The 17,956-nt window shown below is 68.7% G+C and carries 18 protein-coding genes and 1 tRNA gene; 10 read left to right on the top strand and 9 right to left on the bottom strand.

The genetic code is table 11. The features are described from left to right. Window positions 1-15 precede the first annotated feature (15 nt). Entirely contained in the window at window positions 16-912 is an 897-nt protein-coding gene (locus ACTWNK_RS35775) for a DMT family transporter (RefSeq protein WP_474309342.1), read from the top strand. Here ACTWNK_RS35775 and ACTWNK_RS35770 read toward each other — a convergent pair. After that, window positions 821-1,972, bottom strand: coding sequence for an FAD-dependent monooxygenase (locus ACTWNK_RS35770; RefSeq protein ID WP_474309341.1), 1,152 nt, complete (start codon window positions 1,970-1,972; stop codon window positions 821-823). The genes ACTWNK_RS35775 and ACTWNK_RS35770 overlap by 92 nt on opposite strands. 52 nt (window positions 1,973-2,024) lie before the next feature. On the opposite strand from ACTWNK_RS35770, the gene ACTWNK_RS35765 reads away from it, so the two are divergent. Next, entirely contained in the window at window positions 2,025-2,573 is a 549-nt protein-coding gene (locus tag ACTWNK_RS35765) for a TetR/AcrR family transcriptional regulator (protein ID WP_474309340.1), read from the top strand. A 4-nt stretch (window positions 2,574-2,577) separates the two neighbouring features. Here ACTWNK_RS35765 and ACTWNK_RS35760 read toward each other — a convergent pair whose 3' ends face one another. Next, entirely contained in the window at window positions 2,578-3,129 is a 552-nt protein-coding gene (locus ACTWNK_RS35760) for a CHAT domain-containing protein (RefSeq protein WP_474309339.1), read from the bottom strand. Here ACTWNK_RS35760 and ACTWNK_RS35755 point away from each other — a divergent pair. Further along, a complete protein-coding gene (locus ACTWNK_RS35755; RefSeq protein ID WP_474309338.1) occupies window positions 3,094-3,735 on the top strand; it encodes a hypothetical protein in 642 nt (213 codons plus the stop codon). The two genes, ACTWNK_RS35760 and ACTWNK_RS35755, sit on opposite strands and share 36 nt — an antisense overlap. Before the next feature lies 1 nt (window position 3,736). Here ACTWNK_RS35755 and ACTWNK_RS35750 read toward each other — a convergent pair whose 3' ends face one another. Next, window positions 3,737-4,321 carry a GNAT family N-acetyltransferase gene (locus ACTWNK_RS35750; protein ID WP_474309337.1) on the bottom strand — a complete coding sequence of 195 codons (585 nt, stop codon included), beginning with the start codon at window positions 4,319-4,321 and terminating at the stop codon, window positions 3,737-3,739. A 103-nt stretch (window positions 4,322-4,424) separates the two neighbouring features. On the opposite strand from ACTWNK_RS35750, the gene ACTWNK_RS35745 reads away from it, so the two are divergent. From ACTWNK_RS35745 to ACTWNK_RS35735, 3 genes are read left to right on the top strand one after another with little or no spacing between them, the layout of a single operon-like run. After that, complete coding sequence (locus ACTWNK_RS35745) at window positions 4,425-5,627, top strand: acyl-CoA dehydrogenase family protein (protein WP_474309336.1); 1,203 nt, start codon at window positions 4,425-4,427, stop codon at window positions 5,625-5,627. 35 nt (window positions 5,628-5,662) lie between these two features. Beyond that, complete coding sequence (locus ACTWNK_RS35740) at window positions 5,663-6,814, top strand: acyl-CoA dehydrogenase family protein (protein ID WP_474309335.1); 1,152 nt, start codon at window positions 5,663-5,665, stop codon at window positions 6,812-6,814. Beyond that, window positions 6,811-7,863 carry an acyl-CoA dehydrogenase family protein gene (locus tag ACTWNK_RS35735; protein WP_474311080.1) on the top strand — a complete coding sequence of 351 codons (1,053 nt, stop codon included), beginning with the start codon at window positions 6,811-6,813 and terminating at the stop codon, window positions 7,861-7,863. Before ACTWNK_RS35740 ends, ACTWNK_RS35735 begins: the two co-directional genes overlap by 4 nt. 37 nt (window positions 7,864-7,900) lie before the next feature. On the opposite strand, the gene ACTWNK_RS35730 is transcribed toward ACTWNK_RS35735, so the two are convergent. Then, entirely contained in the window at window positions 7,901-8,488 is a 588-nt protein-coding gene (locus ACTWNK_RS35730) for a TetR/AcrR family transcriptional regulator (protein WP_474309334.1), read from the bottom strand. 156 nt (window positions 8,489-8,644) lie between these two features. Between ACTWNK_RS35730 and ACTWNK_RS35725 the strand changes: the two genes are divergently transcribed. Further along, entirely contained in the window at window positions 8,645-9,418 is a 774-nt protein-coding gene (locus tag ACTWNK_RS35725) for a nuclease-related domain-containing protein (protein WP_474309333.1), read from the top strand. Between the two features lie 47 nt (window positions 9,419-9,465). Here the strand turns inward: ACTWNK_RS35725 and ACTWNK_RS35720 are convergent, their stop codons facing one another. Continuing rightward, a complete protein-coding gene (locus ACTWNK_RS35720; RefSeq protein ID WP_474309332.1) occupies window positions 9,466-10,857 on the bottom strand; it encodes a vWA domain-containing protein in 1,392 nt (463 codons plus the stop codon). Window positions 10,858-10,939: 82 nt separating this feature from the next. Beyond that, the gene (locus tag ACTWNK_RS35715; protein WP_474309331.1) at window positions 10,940-11,788 is read right to left on the bottom strand and encodes an AAA family ATPase; all 849 of its coding nucleotides are present in this window, start codon (window positions 11,786-11,788) and stop codon (window positions 10,940-10,942) included. A gap of 98 nt (window positions 11,789-11,886) precedes the next feature. Here ACTWNK_RS35715 and ACTWNK_RS35710 point away from each other — a divergent pair. After that, a tRNA-Lys gene (locus tag ACTWNK_RS35710) sits at window positions 11,887-11,960 on the top strand. 686 nt (window positions 11,961-12,646) lie between these two features. Next, complete coding sequence (locus ACTWNK_RS35705) at window positions 12,647-13,210, top strand: hypothetical protein (RefSeq protein WP_474309330.1); 564 nt, start codon at window positions 12,647-12,649, stop codon at window positions 13,208-13,210. A 581-nt stretch (window positions 13,211-13,791) separates the two neighbouring features. On the opposite strand, the gene ACTWNK_RS35700 is transcribed toward ACTWNK_RS35705, so the two are convergent. Further along, window positions 13,792-14,244 carry a YxiG-like protein gene (locus ACTWNK_RS35700; protein ID WP_474309329.1) on the bottom strand — a complete coding sequence of 151 codons (453 nt, stop codon included), beginning with the start codon at window positions 14,242-14,244 and terminating at the stop codon, window positions 13,792-13,794. Window position 14,245: 1 nt separating this feature from the next. Next, on the bottom strand, window positions 14,246-14,623 hold the full coding sequence (locus ACTWNK_RS35695) for a hypothetical protein (RefSeq protein ID WP_474309328.1): 378 nt from the start codon (window positions 14,621-14,623) through the stop codon (window positions 14,246-14,248). A 209-nt stretch (window positions 14,624-14,832) separates the two neighbouring features. On the opposite strand from ACTWNK_RS35695, the gene ACTWNK_RS35690 reads away from it, so the two are divergent. Then, complete coding sequence (locus ACTWNK_RS35690; RefSeq protein ID WP_474309327.1) at window positions 14,833-15,732, top strand: abortive infection family protein; 900 nt, start codon at window positions 14,833-14,835, stop codon at window positions 15,730-15,732. Here the strand turns inward: ACTWNK_RS35690 and ACTWNK_RS35685 are convergent. Beyond that, window positions 15,687-17,816: a GmrSD restriction endonuclease domain-containing protein gene (locus ACTWNK_RS35685; protein WP_474309326.1), complete on the bottom strand. Its 2,130-nt coding sequence runs from the start codon at window positions 17,814-17,816 to the stop codon at window positions 15,687-15,689. The genes ACTWNK_RS35690 and ACTWNK_RS35685 overlap by 46 nt on opposite strands. Window positions 17,817-17,956 lie beyond the last annotated feature (140 nt).

Genomic DNA, 17,956 nt, shown 5'->3' with positions numbered 1-17,956 from the left:
AATGCTTTTGGACGAATGCCGATGACCTGGTTCGGCGTGGTGATCGCCCTGGCGGGGGCCCTGGGATACGCGCTCGGCGCGGCGTTGCAGCAGTACGAAGCGGTGGCGGAGGGCGCCTCGCTGCGACTGGTGAAGCGCCCGCGCTGGTGGATCGGCGGCATCATCGGCTTCGTCGGCGCCTGCCTGCACGCGGTGGCGCTCAGCTTCGCGCCGCTGGTCGCGGTGCAGCCGATCAGCGTCGCGACGCTGGTGTTCGCGGTGCCGCTCGCGGCCTTCATGTACGGCCGCAAGCCGTACAAGGCGGAGATCATCGGGTCGGTCGCGGTGGCGGTCGGGCTGCTCTGGCTGATGATGCTGGTGCCCGCACACCATGTGACACCGCATCTGAGCAGCGGGAGCGCGCTCGTCTTCCTGGCGGTGATCGGGGCGATCGTCCTGGTCACCAGGGTGGCCGCGCGCAAGGCGCACGGGCCGTCGAAGGCGCTGCTGCTCTCGGTCTCGGCCGGTGTGGTCACCGCGAGCGTCTCGACCTTCGTCAGGGTCGTCGGCGGCAACCTCAACGGCGTCGACGGCCTGGCCTGGGGCAAGCTCCTGCACTGGTTCACGCTCGCGGTGCCGGTGCTGCTCATCTGCGCGGTCGTGCTGCTGCAGAAGTCCTACGCGGTCGGCTACTTCGGCATCGCCTATGCGGGCGTGCAGGTCGTCGACCCCGTCACCTCGGTGCTCGCCGGGGCCGTGCTGCTCGGCGAGCCGCTGCCGACCTCGCCCTCGACCGCGATCCCGGCCCTGCTGGCCGCCGCGCTGACGGTCGGCGGGACGATCACGCTCGGGCGGCTCGCTCCCGATCACTCCAAGCCGGTGGCGTCCAGCCCAGAACCTCGTCCATTGAACGCAGCATCACCTCTGGGCTGAGCCTGCCCGCCAGGGCGACCGCCCGGTCGCGCAGCAGGACGGGCAGCCGTCCCCGCAGCCTGGTGGCCCGGCACAGCGCCATCGAACGCCTGACGACGGCCGTGGTCCTGGCCTGCCTGGCCAGCGTGTAGGCGGCCAGGTCGCCGCCGCCGTCGCCGACCACATGGGCCAGCACGACCGCGTCCTCAAGGGCCTGGTTGGCGCCCTGGCCCAGATTGGGTGTCATCGCGTGCGCGGCGTCGCCGAGCAGCGCGACCCGGCCGCTGTGCATCGCGGGCAGCGGCTCGGCCAGGTGGTAGACGTCGTTGCGGATGATCGTCTCGGCGGTCGTGGCGGCCAGCAGGGCCGGGATCGGGTCGTGCCAGCCGCCGAACCTGCGCAGCAACTCGGCCCGCTCGTCGGCGAACGGCGTGCCCGCGGGCAGCACGTCGGTGGCGTACACGTAGACCTGGTCGTCGTTGATCGGCGTCATGCCGAACACCAGGCCCCTGCCCCACACCTCGCACGTGCGTACCTCGGCCGAAGGGGCGGGCACCAGGGCGCGCCAGGCCGTCACACCCGCGTATCGAGGGCCCGGATGGGCCGGGAAGAGCGCCTTGCGGGCGGCCGAGTGGATGCCGTCGGCCGCCACGACCAGGTCGGCCTCGATCGGCCCCGCGTCGGTGACGACCCGGCCTTCGCCCTCCAGACGGGCGCTCACGCCGAGTTCGACGCCGCCCGCCCGGTCGGCGAGCAGGCCGACCAGCGTGGCACGGCGGACGAGCACGACCGCGTCGCCGTACCTGGCGTCGGCGCTGTCCTTGGTGGTGTGGGTCAGCCAGCGGCCGTCGGGGCGTCTGAGCCCGGCCATGCCCTGCAGGCGGGACAGGGCGCGTACCTCGTCGCCCAGGCCGATCATGTCGAGCGCCTTGAGTCCGTTGGCTGCGACGGCCAGGCCGGAGCCGACCGGGTCGAGCGAGGCGGCCCGCTCCAGGACCGTGACCCGCCAGCCCTTCCCCCGCAGGGCGATGGCGGCGGCGAGTCCGCCGATCCCTGCGCCGATCACGACCGCGTGCGGCATGGAGTCCTCCTACTACGCCTGTAGTTTTGACTACAACTGTAGTATGCCTGTCGTGAAACGGGCAGACCTCATCGCGGAGACGGCGATCACACTCCTGGCCGCACGCGGCATGCGCGGCCTGACGCACAGGGCCGTCGACGAGGAGGCGGGCCTGCCGCCCGGCTCGACGTCGAATGTGGCCCGTACCCGCCTGGCCCTGCTGGAGCTCACCCTGGCCAGGCTGACGGCGCTGGAGGAGGAGGCGCTCGGCGCGGCCATGGGCGAGGTCGCGCCCGGCGACCTGGTCGCCGTGATGGCCGCGGGCCTGCGCGTCCAGCTCGACGACGGACGCCGCACCCTGGCCCGCTACGAACTGGCCCTTGAGGCCACCCGCCGCCCCGAACTGCGCACCGTCTACGACGAGGCCGGCCTGCGCTTCCGCAGCGCCGCACACGCCCTGCTGGCCGCCGCCGGCTCGCCCGACCCGGCCAGACACGGACGGCAACTCGTGGCGTACGCCGAAGGCGTCATGTTCGACGCCATCGCGGGAGCCGGTCGGCCGCCGACCGAGGCGGAACTGCGGGCCGGACTCGAAGACCTGCTGCACGGCATGCTGCGCTAGCGCCTCACGCGCCCGCGTGCAGATGGGCCGCCCAGAGCGACGGCGACAACGGACAGCGCGAACGCGCCAGCCGCACGGCGTGATGCAGCGCACGGGCCGCGTCCGCCGCGTCCGGGCCGAGCCCGGCGTAGAAGTCACGCGAGATGTCGGCGGCGCAGTCGTCGAACACGGGCCACAACGTGCCGACGACATGGGAGAACCCGGCGAGCTGGAAGGCGGCGGCCAGGTGGATGGACTCGTCGAGCAGCTCCGGCCGATCGGCCATCGCCGTCGAGCACGCGGACAGATACGCCAGCCGCGCGTACGGCAGGCTCAACGGGGCCAGGCACGCGACGGTCAGCGGCTCGTCGCCCAGCAGCAACCGGCTGCGTGAAGGATCGGCCGGGTCGCAGACCGCATGGCAGGCGAAGTGCGCGATGGAGGCGCCGGGCAGCCGCTCCAGCACGCCGCGTCTGGTCGGCGCCGACGTGACCGGCCCCGAGGCCAGCCGCATCGCCACGTCCGCCGCCTCGGCCGAGGCGTGCCGCAGTCCCGGCATGCCGGGCGTGTCCGCCATCGCCACCACCATCGCCGCGTTCCCGGCAGGCATGGCGGCCAGGACGCGGCCGTCAGGCGGCTGCGCGCCCAGGCCGTCGAGAACGCACGCCGCTCGCTGCCCGCCGGTCCGGACGAGGGCAGGCGCCAGGTCCTGCGGGCGCGGCGCGACCGGATCGCCGTCGAACGCCCGGGGCGGCCCACCTGGAGCGGCGACCGGCTGTATGCCGTGGCCGTACGCCTGGAGCGTGATCTGCATCTGCACGCGGCCGTCGTCTGGCCGCATCTGTGGCTGATCGTCCCGGAGCCGGTCCGCGTCCCGATCACCGCCGCGCGGCAGGAGCTGGTCAGGGCCGCCGTGCTGATCGGCTGGGGGCTGATGTACCTGCCGCTGGCCTGGTGGTGGTGGCCGGGAGGTGTGGTCGCGGTGGTGGCGGTGGCGATCGGCAGGCACCGGTTGCGGGTGTCGGCAGGCGACTACGCGCTGCTCGTCGAGGCGGCCACCCGGCTGCACGTCACCGACCTGGCCGTCCGGCTCGGCCAGCCGCACACCGGGCCCGCGACGGCCGGTCTCGGTGACGTCCTGACGCATCTGCTGCTGCCTTCGCCCTCCGACGGGCACGGCTGAGCTACGGCAGGGCGAGCAGTCTGGCGCGGTGGGGCGGCCACTCCTCGGCCAGGATGCTGAAGCAGGCCGTGTCACGCCAGGTGCCGTCCGGGCGGGGCCGGTGGCGGCGCAGCGTGCCCTCGTAGACGCCTCCGATGCGCTTGATGGCGGTCTGCGAGCGTACGTTGAGGTTGTCGGTCTTGAGCTGGACCCGGTTGAAGCCGAGCTTGTCGAAGGCGTGGTCGAGCAGCAGCACCTTGCACGAGGTGTTGACGGCCGTGCGCCAGACCGACCTGCCGTACCAGGTCCAGCCGATCTCGACGCTGTAGGGGAAGCCGGGGCAGTCGATGTAGGTGGTGTGGCCGACGGTCGCGCCGCCGTCCTTGAGCACGACGGCGAAGACGGTGTAGGACGGGCTGTCGAGCAGCGGGCCGATCACGGCCGCGAGGTCCGCCTCGGTCTGCGGGGTGGGCGCGGGCAGCCAGCGCCACAGTTCGTCGTCGCGCCCGCCCGCCAGGAACAGCGCGGGGACATGGTCGAGGGTGAGGGGTTCGAGCCGGACGATCTCGTTCTCGAGCACGACGGGGGCCGGCATCTTCGCGGTCATGTCCTGAGGATAGGTACGGGCCGAAACGCGAGGCAGAGCCACTTGGCCGGAGAAAGGGAAGACCACGTCGACAGGCATACCGGCCGGTCGGTAGGGTCGAGCCATGGACTTCGCCTTCGACAGTGTCACCGAGGACCTTCGCCAGCGCATGCTGCAGTTCATGGACGAGTGCGTCTATCCGGCCGAAGCGGCTTTCGAGGAGCAGGCGGCCGACAGCGGGTGGAGCAGCCCGCCCCTGCTCGAAGACCTGAAGGGGGAGGCGCGCAAACGCGGCCTGTGGAACCTGTTCCTGCCGGGCGAGCACGGCGCCGGGCTGAGCAACCTGCAGTACGCGCCGCTCGCCGAGATCATGGGCAGGTCGCCCCGCATCGCGCCCGTCGCGACCAACTGCGCCGCGCCCGACACGGGGAACATGGAAGTGCTGTCGATGTTCGGCAGCAGGTGGCAGCGCGAGGAGTGGCTGCGCCCGCTGCTGGACGGCGAGATCCGCTCGGCCTTCGCGATGACCGAGCCGGACGTCGCCTCCTCCGACGCCACGAACATCGCCACCAGCATCGCCAAGGACGGCGGCGAATACGTCCTGAACGGCCGCAAGTGGTTCACCTCCGGTGCGATGAACCCCGCCTGCAAGATCTTCATCGTCATGGGCAAGACCGACCCGGACGCGCCCTCGCACCGGCAGCAGAGCATGATCCTCGTGCCCCGCGACACCCCCGGCGTTCACGTCAAACGCGGCATGCACGTCTTCGGCTACAGCGACGCCGACCACGGCGGCCACGCCGAGGTATTGTTCGAGGACGCCAGGGTGCCCGCCGACAACCTCATCGGCGAGGAGGGCGGCGGGTTCGCCATCGCCCAGGCCAGACTCGGCCCCGGCCGCATCCACCACTGCATGCGCCTCATCGGCATGGCCGAGCGCGCGGTCGAACTCATGTGCATGCGCGCCATCGAACGCACGGCCTTCGGCAAGCCCATCGCCCAGCAGGGCGTCGTCCAGGACTGGATCGCCGAGTCGCGTGTCAAGATCGAACAGCTGCGGCTGCTCGTGCTCAAGACCGCCTGGCTGATGGACACCGTCGGCAACAAGGGCGCGCACGCCGAGATCCAGGCCATCAAGATCTCCACCCCGATCACCGTCGAATGGATCCTCGACAAGGCCATCCAGGTGCACGGCGCCGGAGGCGTCTCGCAGGACTTCCCGCTGGCCGCGCTCTGGGCGGGCGCGCGCACCCTGCGCCTGGCCGACGGGCCCGACGAGGTGCACAAGCGCTCCCTGGCCTACCGCGAGCTCAAGAGGTTCATGTGACGATCCCTGGCCCACCGCGGACTCAAGAGGTTCATGTGACGATCCAGGACCGGGTGGCCGCCCTGCTCGCGGCGCACGACCCCGCCGACCGGGCCGCCTTCCTCGGCGCCAGGTTCGACGCCGGGCTCGCCTGGGTGCACCTGCCCGAAGGGCTCGGCGGCCTCGGCGCCTCCCGCGAGGACCAGCAGGAGGTCGAACGCCTGCTCGCGGGCACGCCGCAGCTCGACACCGGTGTGCAGGGCATCGGGCTCGGCATGGCCCTGCCCACCCTGCTGTCCTTCGGCACGCAGGAGCAGAAGGAGCGCTTCGTCAAGCCGCTGTGGACGGGCGAGGAGATCTGGTGCCAGCTGTTCAGCGAGCCCGGCGCCGGCTCCGACCTCGCCACCCTCGCCACCAGGGCCGTACGCGACGGCGAGGAGTGGGTCGTCGACGGCCAGAAGGTGTGGACGTCCGGCGCCCACCACGCCCGCTGGGCCATCCTCGTCGCCCGCACCGACCCCGACGTGCCCAAGCACCGGGGCCTCACGTACTTCGTCTGCGACATGCGCGCGCCCGGCGTCGAGGTGCGTCCGCTGCGCCAGATCACCGGTGAGGCAGAGTTCAACGAGGTCTTCCTGACCGGTGTGCGGCTGCCGGACTCGCTGCGTCTCGGCGCGGTCGGCGACGGCTGGCGGGTGGCGCAGACGACGCTGATGAACGAGCGTGTCGCCATCGGCGGCGCGGCCGTGCCCAGGGGCGGCGGCATGGTCGGCGTCGTCGCCGAGACCTGGCGCGAACGCCCCGAGCTGCGGACCCACGACCTGCACCAGCGACTGCTGTCGCTCTGGGTGGAGTCGGAGGTCACCCGGCTGTCCGGCATGCGGCTGCGCGAACAGCTCGCCGCCGGGGAGCCGGGCCCCGAAGGCTCGGGCATGAAGCTGTCGTTCGCCAAGCTCAACCAGGAGCTGTCCGGCCTCGACGTCGAGATGCGGCGAGACCTCGGCTACGACGACTGGAGCTTCAGGCGCTCCGACGGCGTCGACTTCTTCGGCCGCGACGCCGGATACCGCTACCTGCGGGCCAAGGGCAACTCGATCGAGGGCGGCACCTCGGAGATCCTGCGCAACATCATCGCCGAACGTGTGCTCGGCCTGCCGGGCGAGCCGCGCGTGGACAAGGACGTGCCGTGGAAGGACCTGCCGCGATGACCCTGCTCTACACCGAGGAGGAGAACGACCTGCGCGCCGCCGTACGCGCCCTGCTGGCCGGGCGTTCCGCACTGGCGAGGGTCGAGGACGAGCAGACGTTCGACCTGGAGGTCTGGCGCCGGCTGACCGGCGAGATCGGGGTGGCTGGCCTGCTGATCCCCGAGGAGTACGGCGGCGCGGGCGCCTCGGCGCGTGAGGCGGCCGTCGTGCTGGAGGAGCTCGGCCGTGCGCTCACGCCGGTGCCGTTCCTGACCAGCTCGGTCCTGGCCACCCGGGCCCTGCTGGCCGCAGGTGCGGGCGAGCTGCTGGCCGGGCTGGCGGGCGGCGAGCGGATCGCGGCGCTCGTGGTGCCGTTCGCGGCCTCGCCGTACGCGCCGGGTGTGGGTCGGGTGTCCGTGGTGGACGGACGGCTCACCGGCGAGGTGTACGGCGTGGCGGGCGCGGAGGTGGCCGACGTGCTGCTCGTGCCCGACCAGGGGCGTCTGTTCGCCGTCGAGGCGGCGCACGCGCGGGTCGCGGTCGTGCCCTCGCTCGATCTGACCAGGCCGGTCGCCACCGTGACGTTCGACGGCGCGGCCTGCGTCGACGCCGGGCCGTGCGAGCTGGGCGAGGTGCTGGCCTTCGGCGCGGGGCTGCTGGCCTCCGAGCAGCTCGGCGTGGCCGAGTGGTGCCTGGCGACCACGCTGGAGTACGTGCGCGAACGCCATCAGTTCGCCCGGCCGATCGGCTCGTTCCAGGCCGTCAAGCATCGCCTCGCCGACCTGTGGCTGGACGTGGTGCGGGCCAGGGCCGCCGCGCGCAACGCCGTGGCCGAGGGGTCGCCGGTGGCGGTCGCGGTCGCGCAGGCGTGGAACGCCCGGGTCGCGGTGCACGTGGCGGAGGAGGCGCTGCAGCTGCACGGCGGGATCGGGATGACCTGGGAGCACCCGCTGCACCTGTCGCTCAAGCGCGCCAAGTCCACCGAGATCGCCCTCGGCACGCCGGGCGACCACAAGGCCGCCCTGGCCGCCCTCGTCGACCTGCCGGGGCCGTCGGCGGCGACGCGCTGAGTCCCGGTCAGCCTGGGCGCAGCGAGGTGAGCCTTGGTCAGCCTGGGCGCAGTGAGGTGAGGAGCAGGTCGGCGAAGTGGTCGCCGACCTGCGCTCCGGTCATCGGGCCCGCCACGTGGTACCAGGTGCCCAGGTGGTGCACCGAGCCGAAGAAGAAGTCCACCACGATCTCGGCCGAGATGTCGGCCCTGAACACCCCCTCCCGCTGCCCGTCGGCGACCAGGGCGCGGAAACGTTCGTGATAGCGCCGCCGCTCGGCCCGTACGTTCTTCTGCGTCTCTGGAGCCAGCAGGTGCATCGAGCGGAAGAAGATCTTGGAGTCGTCGAGGTTCTGCACCGTCGTGAGCACCACGTCGGCGGCGGCGGCGCGCAGCCGTTCGGCGATCGCGCCAGGCCCGTCGGCCAGCGTGGTCAGGCGCTCCATCTGCATCCGCAGCACGCGCCCGTAGATTTCGTGCAGCAGGTCGTCCTTGGAGTCGAAGTAGTGGTACATCGCCCCCTTGGTCACCCCGGCCGAGGCTACGATCTCTTGGACCGATGTGCTCTCGAACCCGCGCTCGGCGAACAGCCGCGTCGCCTCGGCGAGTAGCCTCGCGCGCACGGGCTCGTCCTTTGGATTCACCATGCCATCCAGCATACCGACTGGTCGGTTGAACGTCTGTCTGGTGCTATTTCCCTCACCTTTTGCACAGTCAGGTTATTCTGTGGGTATCTCATGACCGGCGAGGGATCTTCGGCGTGGCAGATCCATGGTTTTCTTGACACATTTGGGGAGTTTGCCGTGCCCGGTGGCTCTATCTATGTGCCCAGAGACGACAAGTTCACTGGGGCCTCACCTCAGTGGTACTACGAGAAGTTCTGGATCGAAGGGGCGAAGGCCCGGCAACGATCAAGGGCGATCAAGGCCGGTGTCGGCTTCGTCGTGGGCATCCTCCTGGCGATCAGGTTCGATCTGCCGTTCCTGCCTGTCTGGGGCCTCGTGGGCGCCGCAGTGGCAGCGGCCGTCGACTGGTACCTCGCCTGGCGCTCCTTCCGTGCGACAGCCGTATGGCGGGGCAAACGCCGTGGCGAGGTCCGCACCCGGCGGCTGATCAGGCGGGCGCTCACCAAGCACGGCTACCAGGTGCTCGACGGCAGGGCTATCCGAGGCCAGGCGTCGATCGACCATCTGGTCATCGGCCCCGGCGGCGTGTGGATCGTCGACAACGAGGCCTGGAGCCCCGACACCGAGATCGCGACCTACAACGGGCGGCTGTTCTTCAGCGAGAAGTACGGCACCAAGGTCGCGACGCCACTGGTGGAGACCGCTCAGGCGTTCGCCGACCTGCTCGGCGCCCAGACCGGGATCCAGGTCACGATCGAGCCGCTGCTCGCCGTGCACGGCGGCCTGCTGCCGCGCACCGGCATCGTCTCGGCCGAAGGCCTCACCCTCCTCAAACCAACCCTGATCGGGCGCTTCATCCGCCACGACCGCGACGTCGTCCTCGCGGACGACCAGATCGAGGTCCTGGCCCGGACGGCCGCCCGCGAACTCCAGCGCACCGCGTCCGTGTGAGCAGTTGAGTCCTTCCTTGTACGCGGCTTCCCGGCGACCCCCTCCGCTCAGCCGATCTCGCGGACGAACTCCGTGAGCTGGGCGACAGTGCGGCACTCGCGCATCGGCACCACCACGCCGTAGTCCGATGCGATCGAGTCGCCGGTGTCCCACTGGGCGAAGGGTTCGGGATTGAGCCAGTACGCGTGCCTGGCCTTCGACGCCAGCCGCCTCAGCGTCTCCAGCGCGGGCGGCTGGTAGTTCGACCTGGCGTCGCCCAGGATGAGCAGACTGCTCCTCGGCCCGACCGCCTCGCCGTACCTCTCGGCGAACGTCTCGAAGGCGTTGCCGTAGTTCGTACGGCCGAATCGCACCATGTCCGCTTCCGTGGTCATCCTGGCCATCGCCTCCACCACGTCCGTGCCCGGTGCGAAGAACCTGGTGATCTCATCCACCGTGTCCACGAAGCCGAACGCCCTGACCTTCGTGAACTGCTCGCGCAGGGCATAGGTGAGCAACAGCGTGAAGTGCGCGAACGTCGCGACCGAGTCGCTGGTGTCACACAGGATCACCAACTCCGGCTTGTACGGCCTCGGCGGCCTGAAGTACGTCGTGAGCGGCACGCCGCCTGTCTGCAACGACGCCCGCATCGTACGCCTGAAGTCGAGCCTGCCCCTTCTGCCGTGCCTGTGCTTGACGACCAGCCTCGCGGCGAGCCGCCTGGCCAGCGGGTGCACCTCCCTGCGCAGCCTGGCCAGATCGGCCTTGGCGACCCTCAGGAAGTCGACCTGCTCCAGCGGCGGGCGCACGGCCGATCGGGCGATCCGGTCCACTCCCGAGTCCTCGGCGATGCGCCGCCGCACATCCGTGGCGACCGCCTCCTCGAACCTTCTGGTGTTCGTGGCCACGGTCTGCCTGATCCGCTTTTCGGCCAGGCCGCCGCGTTCCACACCGGCCAGGAGCCCGGCGATCAGCGTCTCGGGCGACAGGGCGCGCAACACACTGTAGGAGAACCAGTTCTGCCGCCCCGGTCCCGCGTCCTGGCGTCCGAACCGGGCGACCATCTCACGTGCGAACCTCGCCATCTGGGCGTCGGTACTGCCTTTGAGGAGTCCGGCGAGGGTGTCGCGGGGGGTGGGGGGCTGGGCTGCTTGGGGCTGGGCCGTTTGGGTCTGGTCTGCTTGAGTCTGGGGCGCGGTGGTCGTGGCGGGATCGAATCGGCTCTGTGCCGCAGTGGTGATCGTGGCGGGGAACCACAGGTCGAACAGCATGTCGAAGCCGGGGCGGTGTGAGGGCCTCTTGACCATCGTCGTGGCGTACGCGGCCCGCAGCGACTCCCGCTCCCCGATGTCGATCACGGTCAGCGCTCTGGCGGCGTCGACGCCTTCGGCTGGCGAGACGGGGATACCGGCTTCCCGTAGCGCTCGCACGAACCCAACATGTCGATCCGTGAGGGACATGTTGGGATTTGTCGGATGGGTCACCTGGGTCACCTGGGTCACCTGGGCGTCCGGGGCAACTGGGTCATCCGGGTCACCTGGGTCATCGTCCTGGGTCCGGCAGGCCGAGCTCCTTCACGGCCCTGCGCTGGTCCGATGCGTGCTTGAGGACGACGCCGAGCGTCTCGGCGACCGTGGGCTCGTCCAGGTCGTCACGGCCCAGCGCCAGCAGCGTGCGCGCCCAGTCGACGGTCTCCGCGATCGACGGCGCCTTCTTCAGCTCCAGCGCCCGCAAGGTCGCCACCGTGGCCGCCAGCTGCTCGGCCAGCCGTAGCGGCAACTCCGGCACCTGCCGCAGCACGATGTCGCGCTCCCGCTCCGGCGTCGGGTACTCCAGGTGCAGGTACAGGCACCGCCGCTTCAACGCCTCCGACAACTCCCGCGTCGCATTGGACGTCAACACGACATACGGCCTGCGTACCGCCTTCACCGTGCCCAGCTCGGGAATCGTCACCTGAAAGTCGGACAGCAACTCCAGCAGCAGGCCTTCGACCTCGACGTCCGCCTTGTCCATCTCGTCGATGAGCAACACGGTCGGCTCCTGGCTCCGTATCGCCCGCAACAAAGGCCGCTCCAGCAGGAACTCCTCGCCGAAGATGTCCTCGTCACTGGCACTGGCCTGAATCCGCAACAACTGCTTCTTGTAGTTCCACTCGTACAGGGCCCTGGCCTCGTCCAGCCCCTCATAACACTGCAGCCGAACCAGCCCCGCCCCCGCAGCCTCCGCCACCGCCTTGGCCAACTGCGTCTTCCCCACCCCCGCCGGCCCTTCAACCAGCAACGGCATCCCCAGCGCCCCCGCCAGAAACACCGAGGTAGCCGCCCCCGCATCCGCCAAATACCGCACCCCTTCCAGCCGCTCCCCAGCCTCCCCAGGCGACCCGAACCACATACCCGACCCTCCCTCCACCTCAACCGAACTTCGTTCTACCGTACCGGACCCACCCGATTCGACCGAGCCGCCGATGCCCGGTATATTCCTCTCTGCAAGCGCCGCTAGCTCAGTTGGTTAGAGCAGCTGACTCTTAATCAGCGGGTCCGGGGTTCGAGTCCCTGGCGGCGCACAGCGAGAAACCCCGGCTCGGTGATACCGAGCCGGGGTTTCTTTGTTTGGCATCTTTCCTCGTTCGGTCGTCTGGCCAGACGCACGCCATTCGGCTCAGGTCAGGCTGGGGGGAAGCGGCTGGCGGTGAGAGTCATACCCTTGCCCGCGATGCCGCCCGGGGCGCGGTGGAGGCCTTGGGTGGCGTGGAGCCCGTGCTGAGATGCCGCCAGGGTTGCCCCCTCGGCGGCGGCAAGATGATCGAAGCACGCTGCACCCGCTGTGGTCCCATCGTGGTCTCTTCCTATCGCATGCGCGACGCCTTGACCGGATTCACCTGCCCTGAGGCACGCAAGCCCTAAATGGGATGCGATGTGCTGAGGCCGGTGGCTACCTTCGACCCGTTAGAGGAGGTGATCCAACCTGTCCGAGCCGCTGCGGCCTTTTCGGTGGAACGTCGACCACCGCGAACAACTCGGAACCCTCGTTGACGGCCGAGACTGCCGTTTCCCCTTCCTCGACGAGCTTGTTGAATGCGCCGCGAAGGTGGTGGCGCGTAGCGGGAACGGGGACTTGTTCTTCGTCGGCCGATCCTGTGACAGCATTCACGATCTTCTTGCCGCTGCCCTCGCGGGTACCTCTGCGAGTGACCGGCTCCACCTGTTGCCGTACTCGTACCGTTCCGTCAGCAAGTTCGCTACCGCAGACGTGCGGCAGTTACGGGTCAACCTGACCGCGCTGGGCATCACACCCGCGGCACTGGAACGACGCGACCGGCCGATCGTCTTCACCGACCTGGTGTACGAGGGCCGGACCTTCGAGAACCTCTATCGCACCCTGCGCGACTGGATCGACGACGAACCCGCCGCCTGGCAGGTGATCCGTACCAAGATGCGCTTCCTCGGGATCACCAGACAGGGCAAGACCAGCCCGAACGCCTGGCGCTGGTGGCAGCACGCGACGTGGGTCGAGGAGCTTCCCCGCCGAGCCGTCACCAACGTCTCACTCGACGGGAGGCTCTGGTCCTACCTGGGCGACCACCAGACCAAGCTCACCCCGTCGTTCCGCCCTCCACGCTGGGCCGACCCGACGGTGACCATCCCACCTCGGGACGACGAGACACTGGGGGCGCTCAGTGAGGCCGTCATGCTCATCGAACAGGGCCGGAGTCGTGAGGTACGGCAGGCCTTGGCTCGGATCATGGCGGGTGAGCCCGGGTTCCGCGAGCGCTGGCTCCGATCGCTCGCACACGAGCTCAGCCACCGCGGCTGAGCCGCTCGCAGTGGCGCAGTGGGAGCTCTCGGATTTCTTCCAGGTGCCCCTTGGAGGGATGATGGCGATATCGAGCGGGACAGGCATCCTCGTCCATCATGCTTCTCCCGTCCGATGTCTTCGGGGCGAACGCCGAATCCAGTCGAGATCGCACGCAGCCGCCGGGGCCTATCCCAAGTGTCAGATTCGGGCGAATCTGGAAACCCTCCAGCACCACATGGCGCGGCTACTCCTGCTTGAGGACAAGCCGCAAGTGCCTGATAGTCAGAACCACCACTCGTGGCGCTCTCGGCATGCCGCTCGGGGCATCGATTGGCCGGCCTGCCGGAGAACGTCGTCGAAGCCCACGCCTGTCCGCCGACCTGGGCCGCCGCCGTGACCCGGTCGTAGTCCACCTCGGACGTGAACGTTATCCAGACGCCAAGGGTGGCCGTGTCGCCGCAGCAGTAGCACGCTTTCGCGGACGCCATTGTCACCTCGCCAGGTTGGGGGAATGTGCGAAAACGGTACTGGGTTATTCCGGACCCGCCGCGTCGCCGTAGATCGCACCATCCCTCCGAGCGCTGACAGGGAAGACTGCTTCAGGTGGCGGTGAACGGCGTGTAACCGACGGGCACCTCGGTGACCTCCAGGTCGGAAAAGACCAGGTTGATGACGTGGGCATCACCGGTGATGCGTACTTCGTGGAAGTCGATGCCGATTGACTTGGCCCATTCGCGCGCTTTGGCGGAATCGGGGATGATCTCCGCACCGGGATAGAGGTTCTGCCAGCGGACAGCCCAGACGAAGCCGTCGGCCTGCTCAGGTTCGCCCAGCAGGGCATCATCCAGCGAGTCGCGCCACGTCTCAGGGCGTAGCCCGGTCGTCACGTTCGCCTCGACGCAGTGCTTGAACAGGTAGCGCAGATTCATCGTCGGCTTGACCGGGACATGGACGACTGCCTCGTAGTCGCGCATGTAGTCGGTGAAGCCGTGGTGGACGAGAGCGAAGTCGAAGCTCTCGTCCAGCGCAGCCTGAAGCTCCGTCGTGTCCATCTCAGTCTCCCAGGCGGTGACGCCGGTACCGGTCGTCGAAGGGGCCGAAGGCGAGACCGTTCTCGTCGAGCGCGTTGTGGACCTCGAATCGGCCATCTGCGAAGACGAAGCCGACGGATACCATTCCGTCGGCGATGTCACCGCCTGCCCATTCCCAGAACTCGACTCCCTCCAGCGGCTGTCCGACCAGCTCAGGGTGAGTGCCGGTGCGCCACTCCAGCCGGAATTCCGGCCAGTTGATCGGTCGGCTGGGATCGATGCTGTTGAAGGTGATCGACAGGTCGGCGAACTTCTGGTGCTGGATCTCGACCCGTTCGTCGGCGAGGTCGACGATGACGGGACAGTCGGCGAACCAGCGATCATCCTCCAGATCCCACACCGTCCACAGGTTCGTCAGGCGGCGTCCGACGAGGGCCGCCAGCCGGTCGCCGTGCGCTTCCCGCAGGGCAAGGCAACCCGACAGCCAACGCGGGCGTTAGCCATGGATGCCAAAGTCGAACATCCGCCCATTCTGGCTGGACATCGACCTGCGCTGCGATGATCTCAGTGGGGAAGATGTCGCCGTGGGACCCGGTACCTTCTGCGACAGTGCGATTTTCCGACCGGCGGCGCAGGTTGGTGAAGATCTGGAACAATCGTGGCATGGTGACAGCGGCGGACTCCGGGAAGCCGCTCCTCGGCAGTGGCACCCTCGGCGCGATCGCGGATCTCGCGCGCTCGGAGAACGATGTGGAGCGGGCGTTCGCCGAGGTCGGGATCGTGCTGGACAGAGCACCCATTGCCCGGCACGAGGGTGCGGTGGTCATCCCCAGCATCTCCAAGCATGTGATGAGGACCTTGCGAGGGCTGGATCTCACGGCCCCGCAGACAGTGGGGGCGGTCTTGCGAGCGGCGGTCACCCTCGCCGAGATCTACCAGGGACATCCCAGTGGGGATCGCAGCCGCCTGGTGCGGCTCCGGCAGTGCCTGGCCTCGGACGGGATTCACCTGGAGGCGTCCGGGGATCCGATGGTCGCCATTCGAGGGCTCGGCCTCGCCGCTGCGGGGACCTCGCTCGACGCGTCGGCGATCCGCGTGGAGCTGACCCGGATGGAACGGGCGCTCGACGAAGATCCCGGACTCGCGATCGGCAAGGCCAAGAACCTGATCGAGGCGACCGCCAAGTCGGTCCTCATCGCGAAGGGGTCGGCTGTCAGCACCAGGGACAACATCCCAGACCTCGTCAATCGGGCGATGACGGTGCTTCACGTCCATCCCGATCAGCAGGATGCCGCGAAGCCGCAGGCTGTGCGTGACATGCTGCACAGCCTGCGTGAGGTCGCACTCAAGGTCGGTACGTTGAGAAACAAGGTGGGCGACGGGCACGGCCCGGCGTCGGCCGTCACCGGGGTCGAACCGCGTGACAGCCGGCTCGCCGTACGGGCCGCGATCGCGTGGTGTGCCTACATGCTGGACTCGGTGGGGGGCTCCGGCTCGGGCGGGGGCTGAGCGATCTGGGCGAGGTGGTCTTCGCGCAGATCGGCGAGCCTGCGCGGGCCGTCGTCGGTGACCGCGTACCAGAACTCCCAGCCGTTGACGTTGACGCCTGCCGCGGCGGCCGCCGCTGACACACTCGGATGCGGGACGCCCTCGAACTCGATCCTGCCGTCCGAGCTGACGAACGCCTCGGCGCCGGTTCCTCGTTGTGCGTCGATGAGGGTGGTGCCGACGTCGAGCAGACCGGCGTTCATGAGGTGCGACACGGTGACCCCGTAATAGGTCGTCTTCGCTTCCGGCGGCGGCGGCCCGGATTCCGGATAGGAAGGCGCGTAAGCCGGGTTGGAGAGTGTTTCGAAGGCATCCCGCGTCACCTTGGCCATCAACAGCCGACGGGCCGACAGGAACTCCTGGTAGTCCATGGCGGTCCAGCCGTCGGGAAGGGCATGAAGATACTCCTGCCGCTCCCTTTGCGACTCGGACAGTTTCGCGGCGGCGAGTTCGGCCGGCCAGTAGACCGCAGGCGCCTTGTCGGAGATGGAGATGTTGTCGAACCACTCGACCAAGGCCATGTTGGCGATCTGGTTGATCTGGTTGACGCTGGTGATTTCCAGCGTGGTCTGCAGGTACTTGCGGGGGAACAGGTGGTGGCGTTCGATGCCCTTCTTCGCTATCACGGCCGGATCGAGACGAGCGCGAATACGGATGTGCGAGAGCAACGCCGGGGCGTCGTGGATATTGAGCGCGGCCACGTACGCCATGAGGGCGGGTGATTTGGAGGCGGATGTGGCCAGGTCGTTCGGGAAGCGAATCGTCCAGTAGTCGTTGGTCAGGGTGTCGTTGATGAGCGCGTCGAGCACACTGCGGAAAGTGTCCGCGTCCGCGTCGGCGAGTTGGCCGAGAGCGCCGAAGTCGCGCTCGGCCTGCGTCTCGAACGAACCGGAGTAGCGGCTCGTGGTGTGCACCATGAAGAACCAGCGGGCGATCACCTCGCGCAGTTCCTTGAGCGGGACATGGAAGTGAACCCGCCCGAACAGCCACATCGCATAGGTGAAAAGAACAGCATTGTCGCTGGTGACCATCTTCGAGCTGCGGAAGCCGGCCCGTTCGAGGCAGAGCAGGAACTCCTGCCAGTTCGTCAGGTCCAGGACGTGCGCCTGAGCCTCGGCCAGTCGCGCGAAGCGTTCGTCGCGGCCCTCGGGGGAGGTGACTCCATGGCCGAGGTCACGGCCTCGGAGCAGCGTGTAGACGTGCTTGAGTACGGCACGGCGGAAGGCCAGGGCGACGCTCACACGGAGAAGTTGCGGCGGCTGCGGCTGGATGTACCAGTTGAACGGCGACGGACCACGTCCGGTAGGTCGTTTCGCGCCGACGCAGAAGTTCTCGAGGTCGCGGCGGCCCTTCTCCCAGAACACACTCATCAGGGTGAGGATGAAGTCGGCCTGGTTGAGGGTCACGCCTTCGCTGTTGATCCGTACGAAGATCTCGGCGACGCGTTCCTCGTCGGCTGTGCTGGCCAGTTCCATGACCTTGAAGGCGTAGTTCTGCACATCGCGGAGGTGGTCGAGGGCCTCTTCGAGGCGATCGCGTTCCTGGAGCGGGAGTTCGTGCCGGGAGGAGTCGAGACGGTCCAGGAATTCGCGGACCGTCTGCCGGAAACTGCCGTTCCACAGGACGCTGATGTCGGGAACGAACTCCGGGTCCTTCTCGATGGCGGCGTCCGTGACGGCGAAAAGCGCGTCGCGAGGGCGGAAGGCGATGCGGATGGACGCCGTGGAATAGTCCTCGCGGAGAACCGGCCGGCCTTTGAGAACTGCGTACAACGAGGTCAGGCGCTGCTGCCCGTCGACAATCATGTAGCGAGGAACGGCCGTGCCCGTCCCGATCTGACGGGCGCCGGGGTCGGCATCGGTTTCCCAGAAGAGAAGGAACCCGACAGGAAAGCCCTTGTACATCGAGTCGAACAGAGAACGGACCTTGGCGGCCTGCCAGACGAAGGGCCGCTGTATGTCGGGCAGTGCGATGTCGCCTCGGTCGATCGCTTCGACGAGGTAGCCGACGGTGTAGCTGGAATCCTTAAAGAGCGCGGTCGCCATGAAAGTCCTACGCGTGTCAGGGAGGGGAACCGTAGAACGATACTTCAGCTCATGTGGGCCCGGCTGGGTAATGTCCATCGCTATCGCGGGACGCGGATCACATGTACGCCTATCGGTGGCTTTGCGTGGACACGTCCAAC

It is taken from the genome of Nonomuraea sp. IBHARD001, assembly GCF_056106265.1.
The sequence above is the reverse complement of the archived record's forward strand: the minus strand, read 5'-3'. Positions and strand labels throughout refer to the sequence as shown.

What these genes read in the sequence shown, in the direction of transcription:
- ACTWNK_RS35775 (WP_474309342.1), top strand. Translation starts at nt 16, where the DNA reads ATGCCGATGACCTGGTTCGGCGTGGTGATCGCCCTGGCGGGGGCCCTG.
- ACTWNK_RS35770 (WP_474309341.1), bottom strand. Translation starts at nt 1,972, where the DNA reads ATGCCGCACGCGGTCGTGATCGGCGCAGGGATCGGCGGACTCGCCGCC.
- ACTWNK_RS35760 (WP_474309339.1), bottom strand. Translation starts at nt 3,129, where the DNA reads ATGGCGGACACGCCCGGCATGCCGGGACTGCGGCACGCCTCGGCCGAG.
- ACTWNK_RS35750 (WP_474309337.1), bottom strand. Translation starts at nt 4,321, where the DNA reads ATGACCGCGAAGATGCCGGCCCCCGTCGTGCTCGAGAACGAGATCGTC.
- ACTWNK_RS35745 (WP_474309336.1), top strand. Translation starts at nt 4,425, where the DNA reads ATGGACTTCGCCTTCGACAGTGTCACCGAGGACCTTCGCCAGCGCATG.
- ACTWNK_RS35735 (WP_474311080.1), top strand. Translation starts at nt 6,811, where the DNA reads ATGACCCTGCTCTACACCGAGGAGGAGAACGACCTGCGCGCCGCCGTA.
- ACTWNK_RS35730 (WP_474309334.1), bottom strand. Translation starts at nt 8,488, where the DNA reads ATGGTGAATCCAAAGGACGAGCCCGTGCGCGCGAGGCTACTCGCCGAG.
- ACTWNK_RS35720 (WP_474309332.1), bottom strand. Translation starts at nt 10,857, where the DNA reads ATGTCCCTCACGGATCGACATGTTGGGTTCGTGCGAGCGCTACGGGAA.
- ACTWNK_RS35715 (WP_474309331.1), bottom strand. Translation starts at nt 11,788, where the DNA reads ATGTGGTTCGGGTCGCCTGGGGAGGCTGGGGAGCGGCTGGAAGGGGTG.
- ACTWNK_RS35700 (WP_474309329.1), bottom strand. Translation starts at nt 14,244, where the DNA reads ATGGACACGACGGAGCTTCAGGCTGCGCTGGACGAGAGCTTCGACTTC.
- ACTWNK_RS35685 (WP_474309326.1), bottom strand. Translation starts at nt 17,816, where the DNA reads ATGGCGACCGCGCTCTTTAAGGATTCCAGCTACACCGTCGGCTACCTC.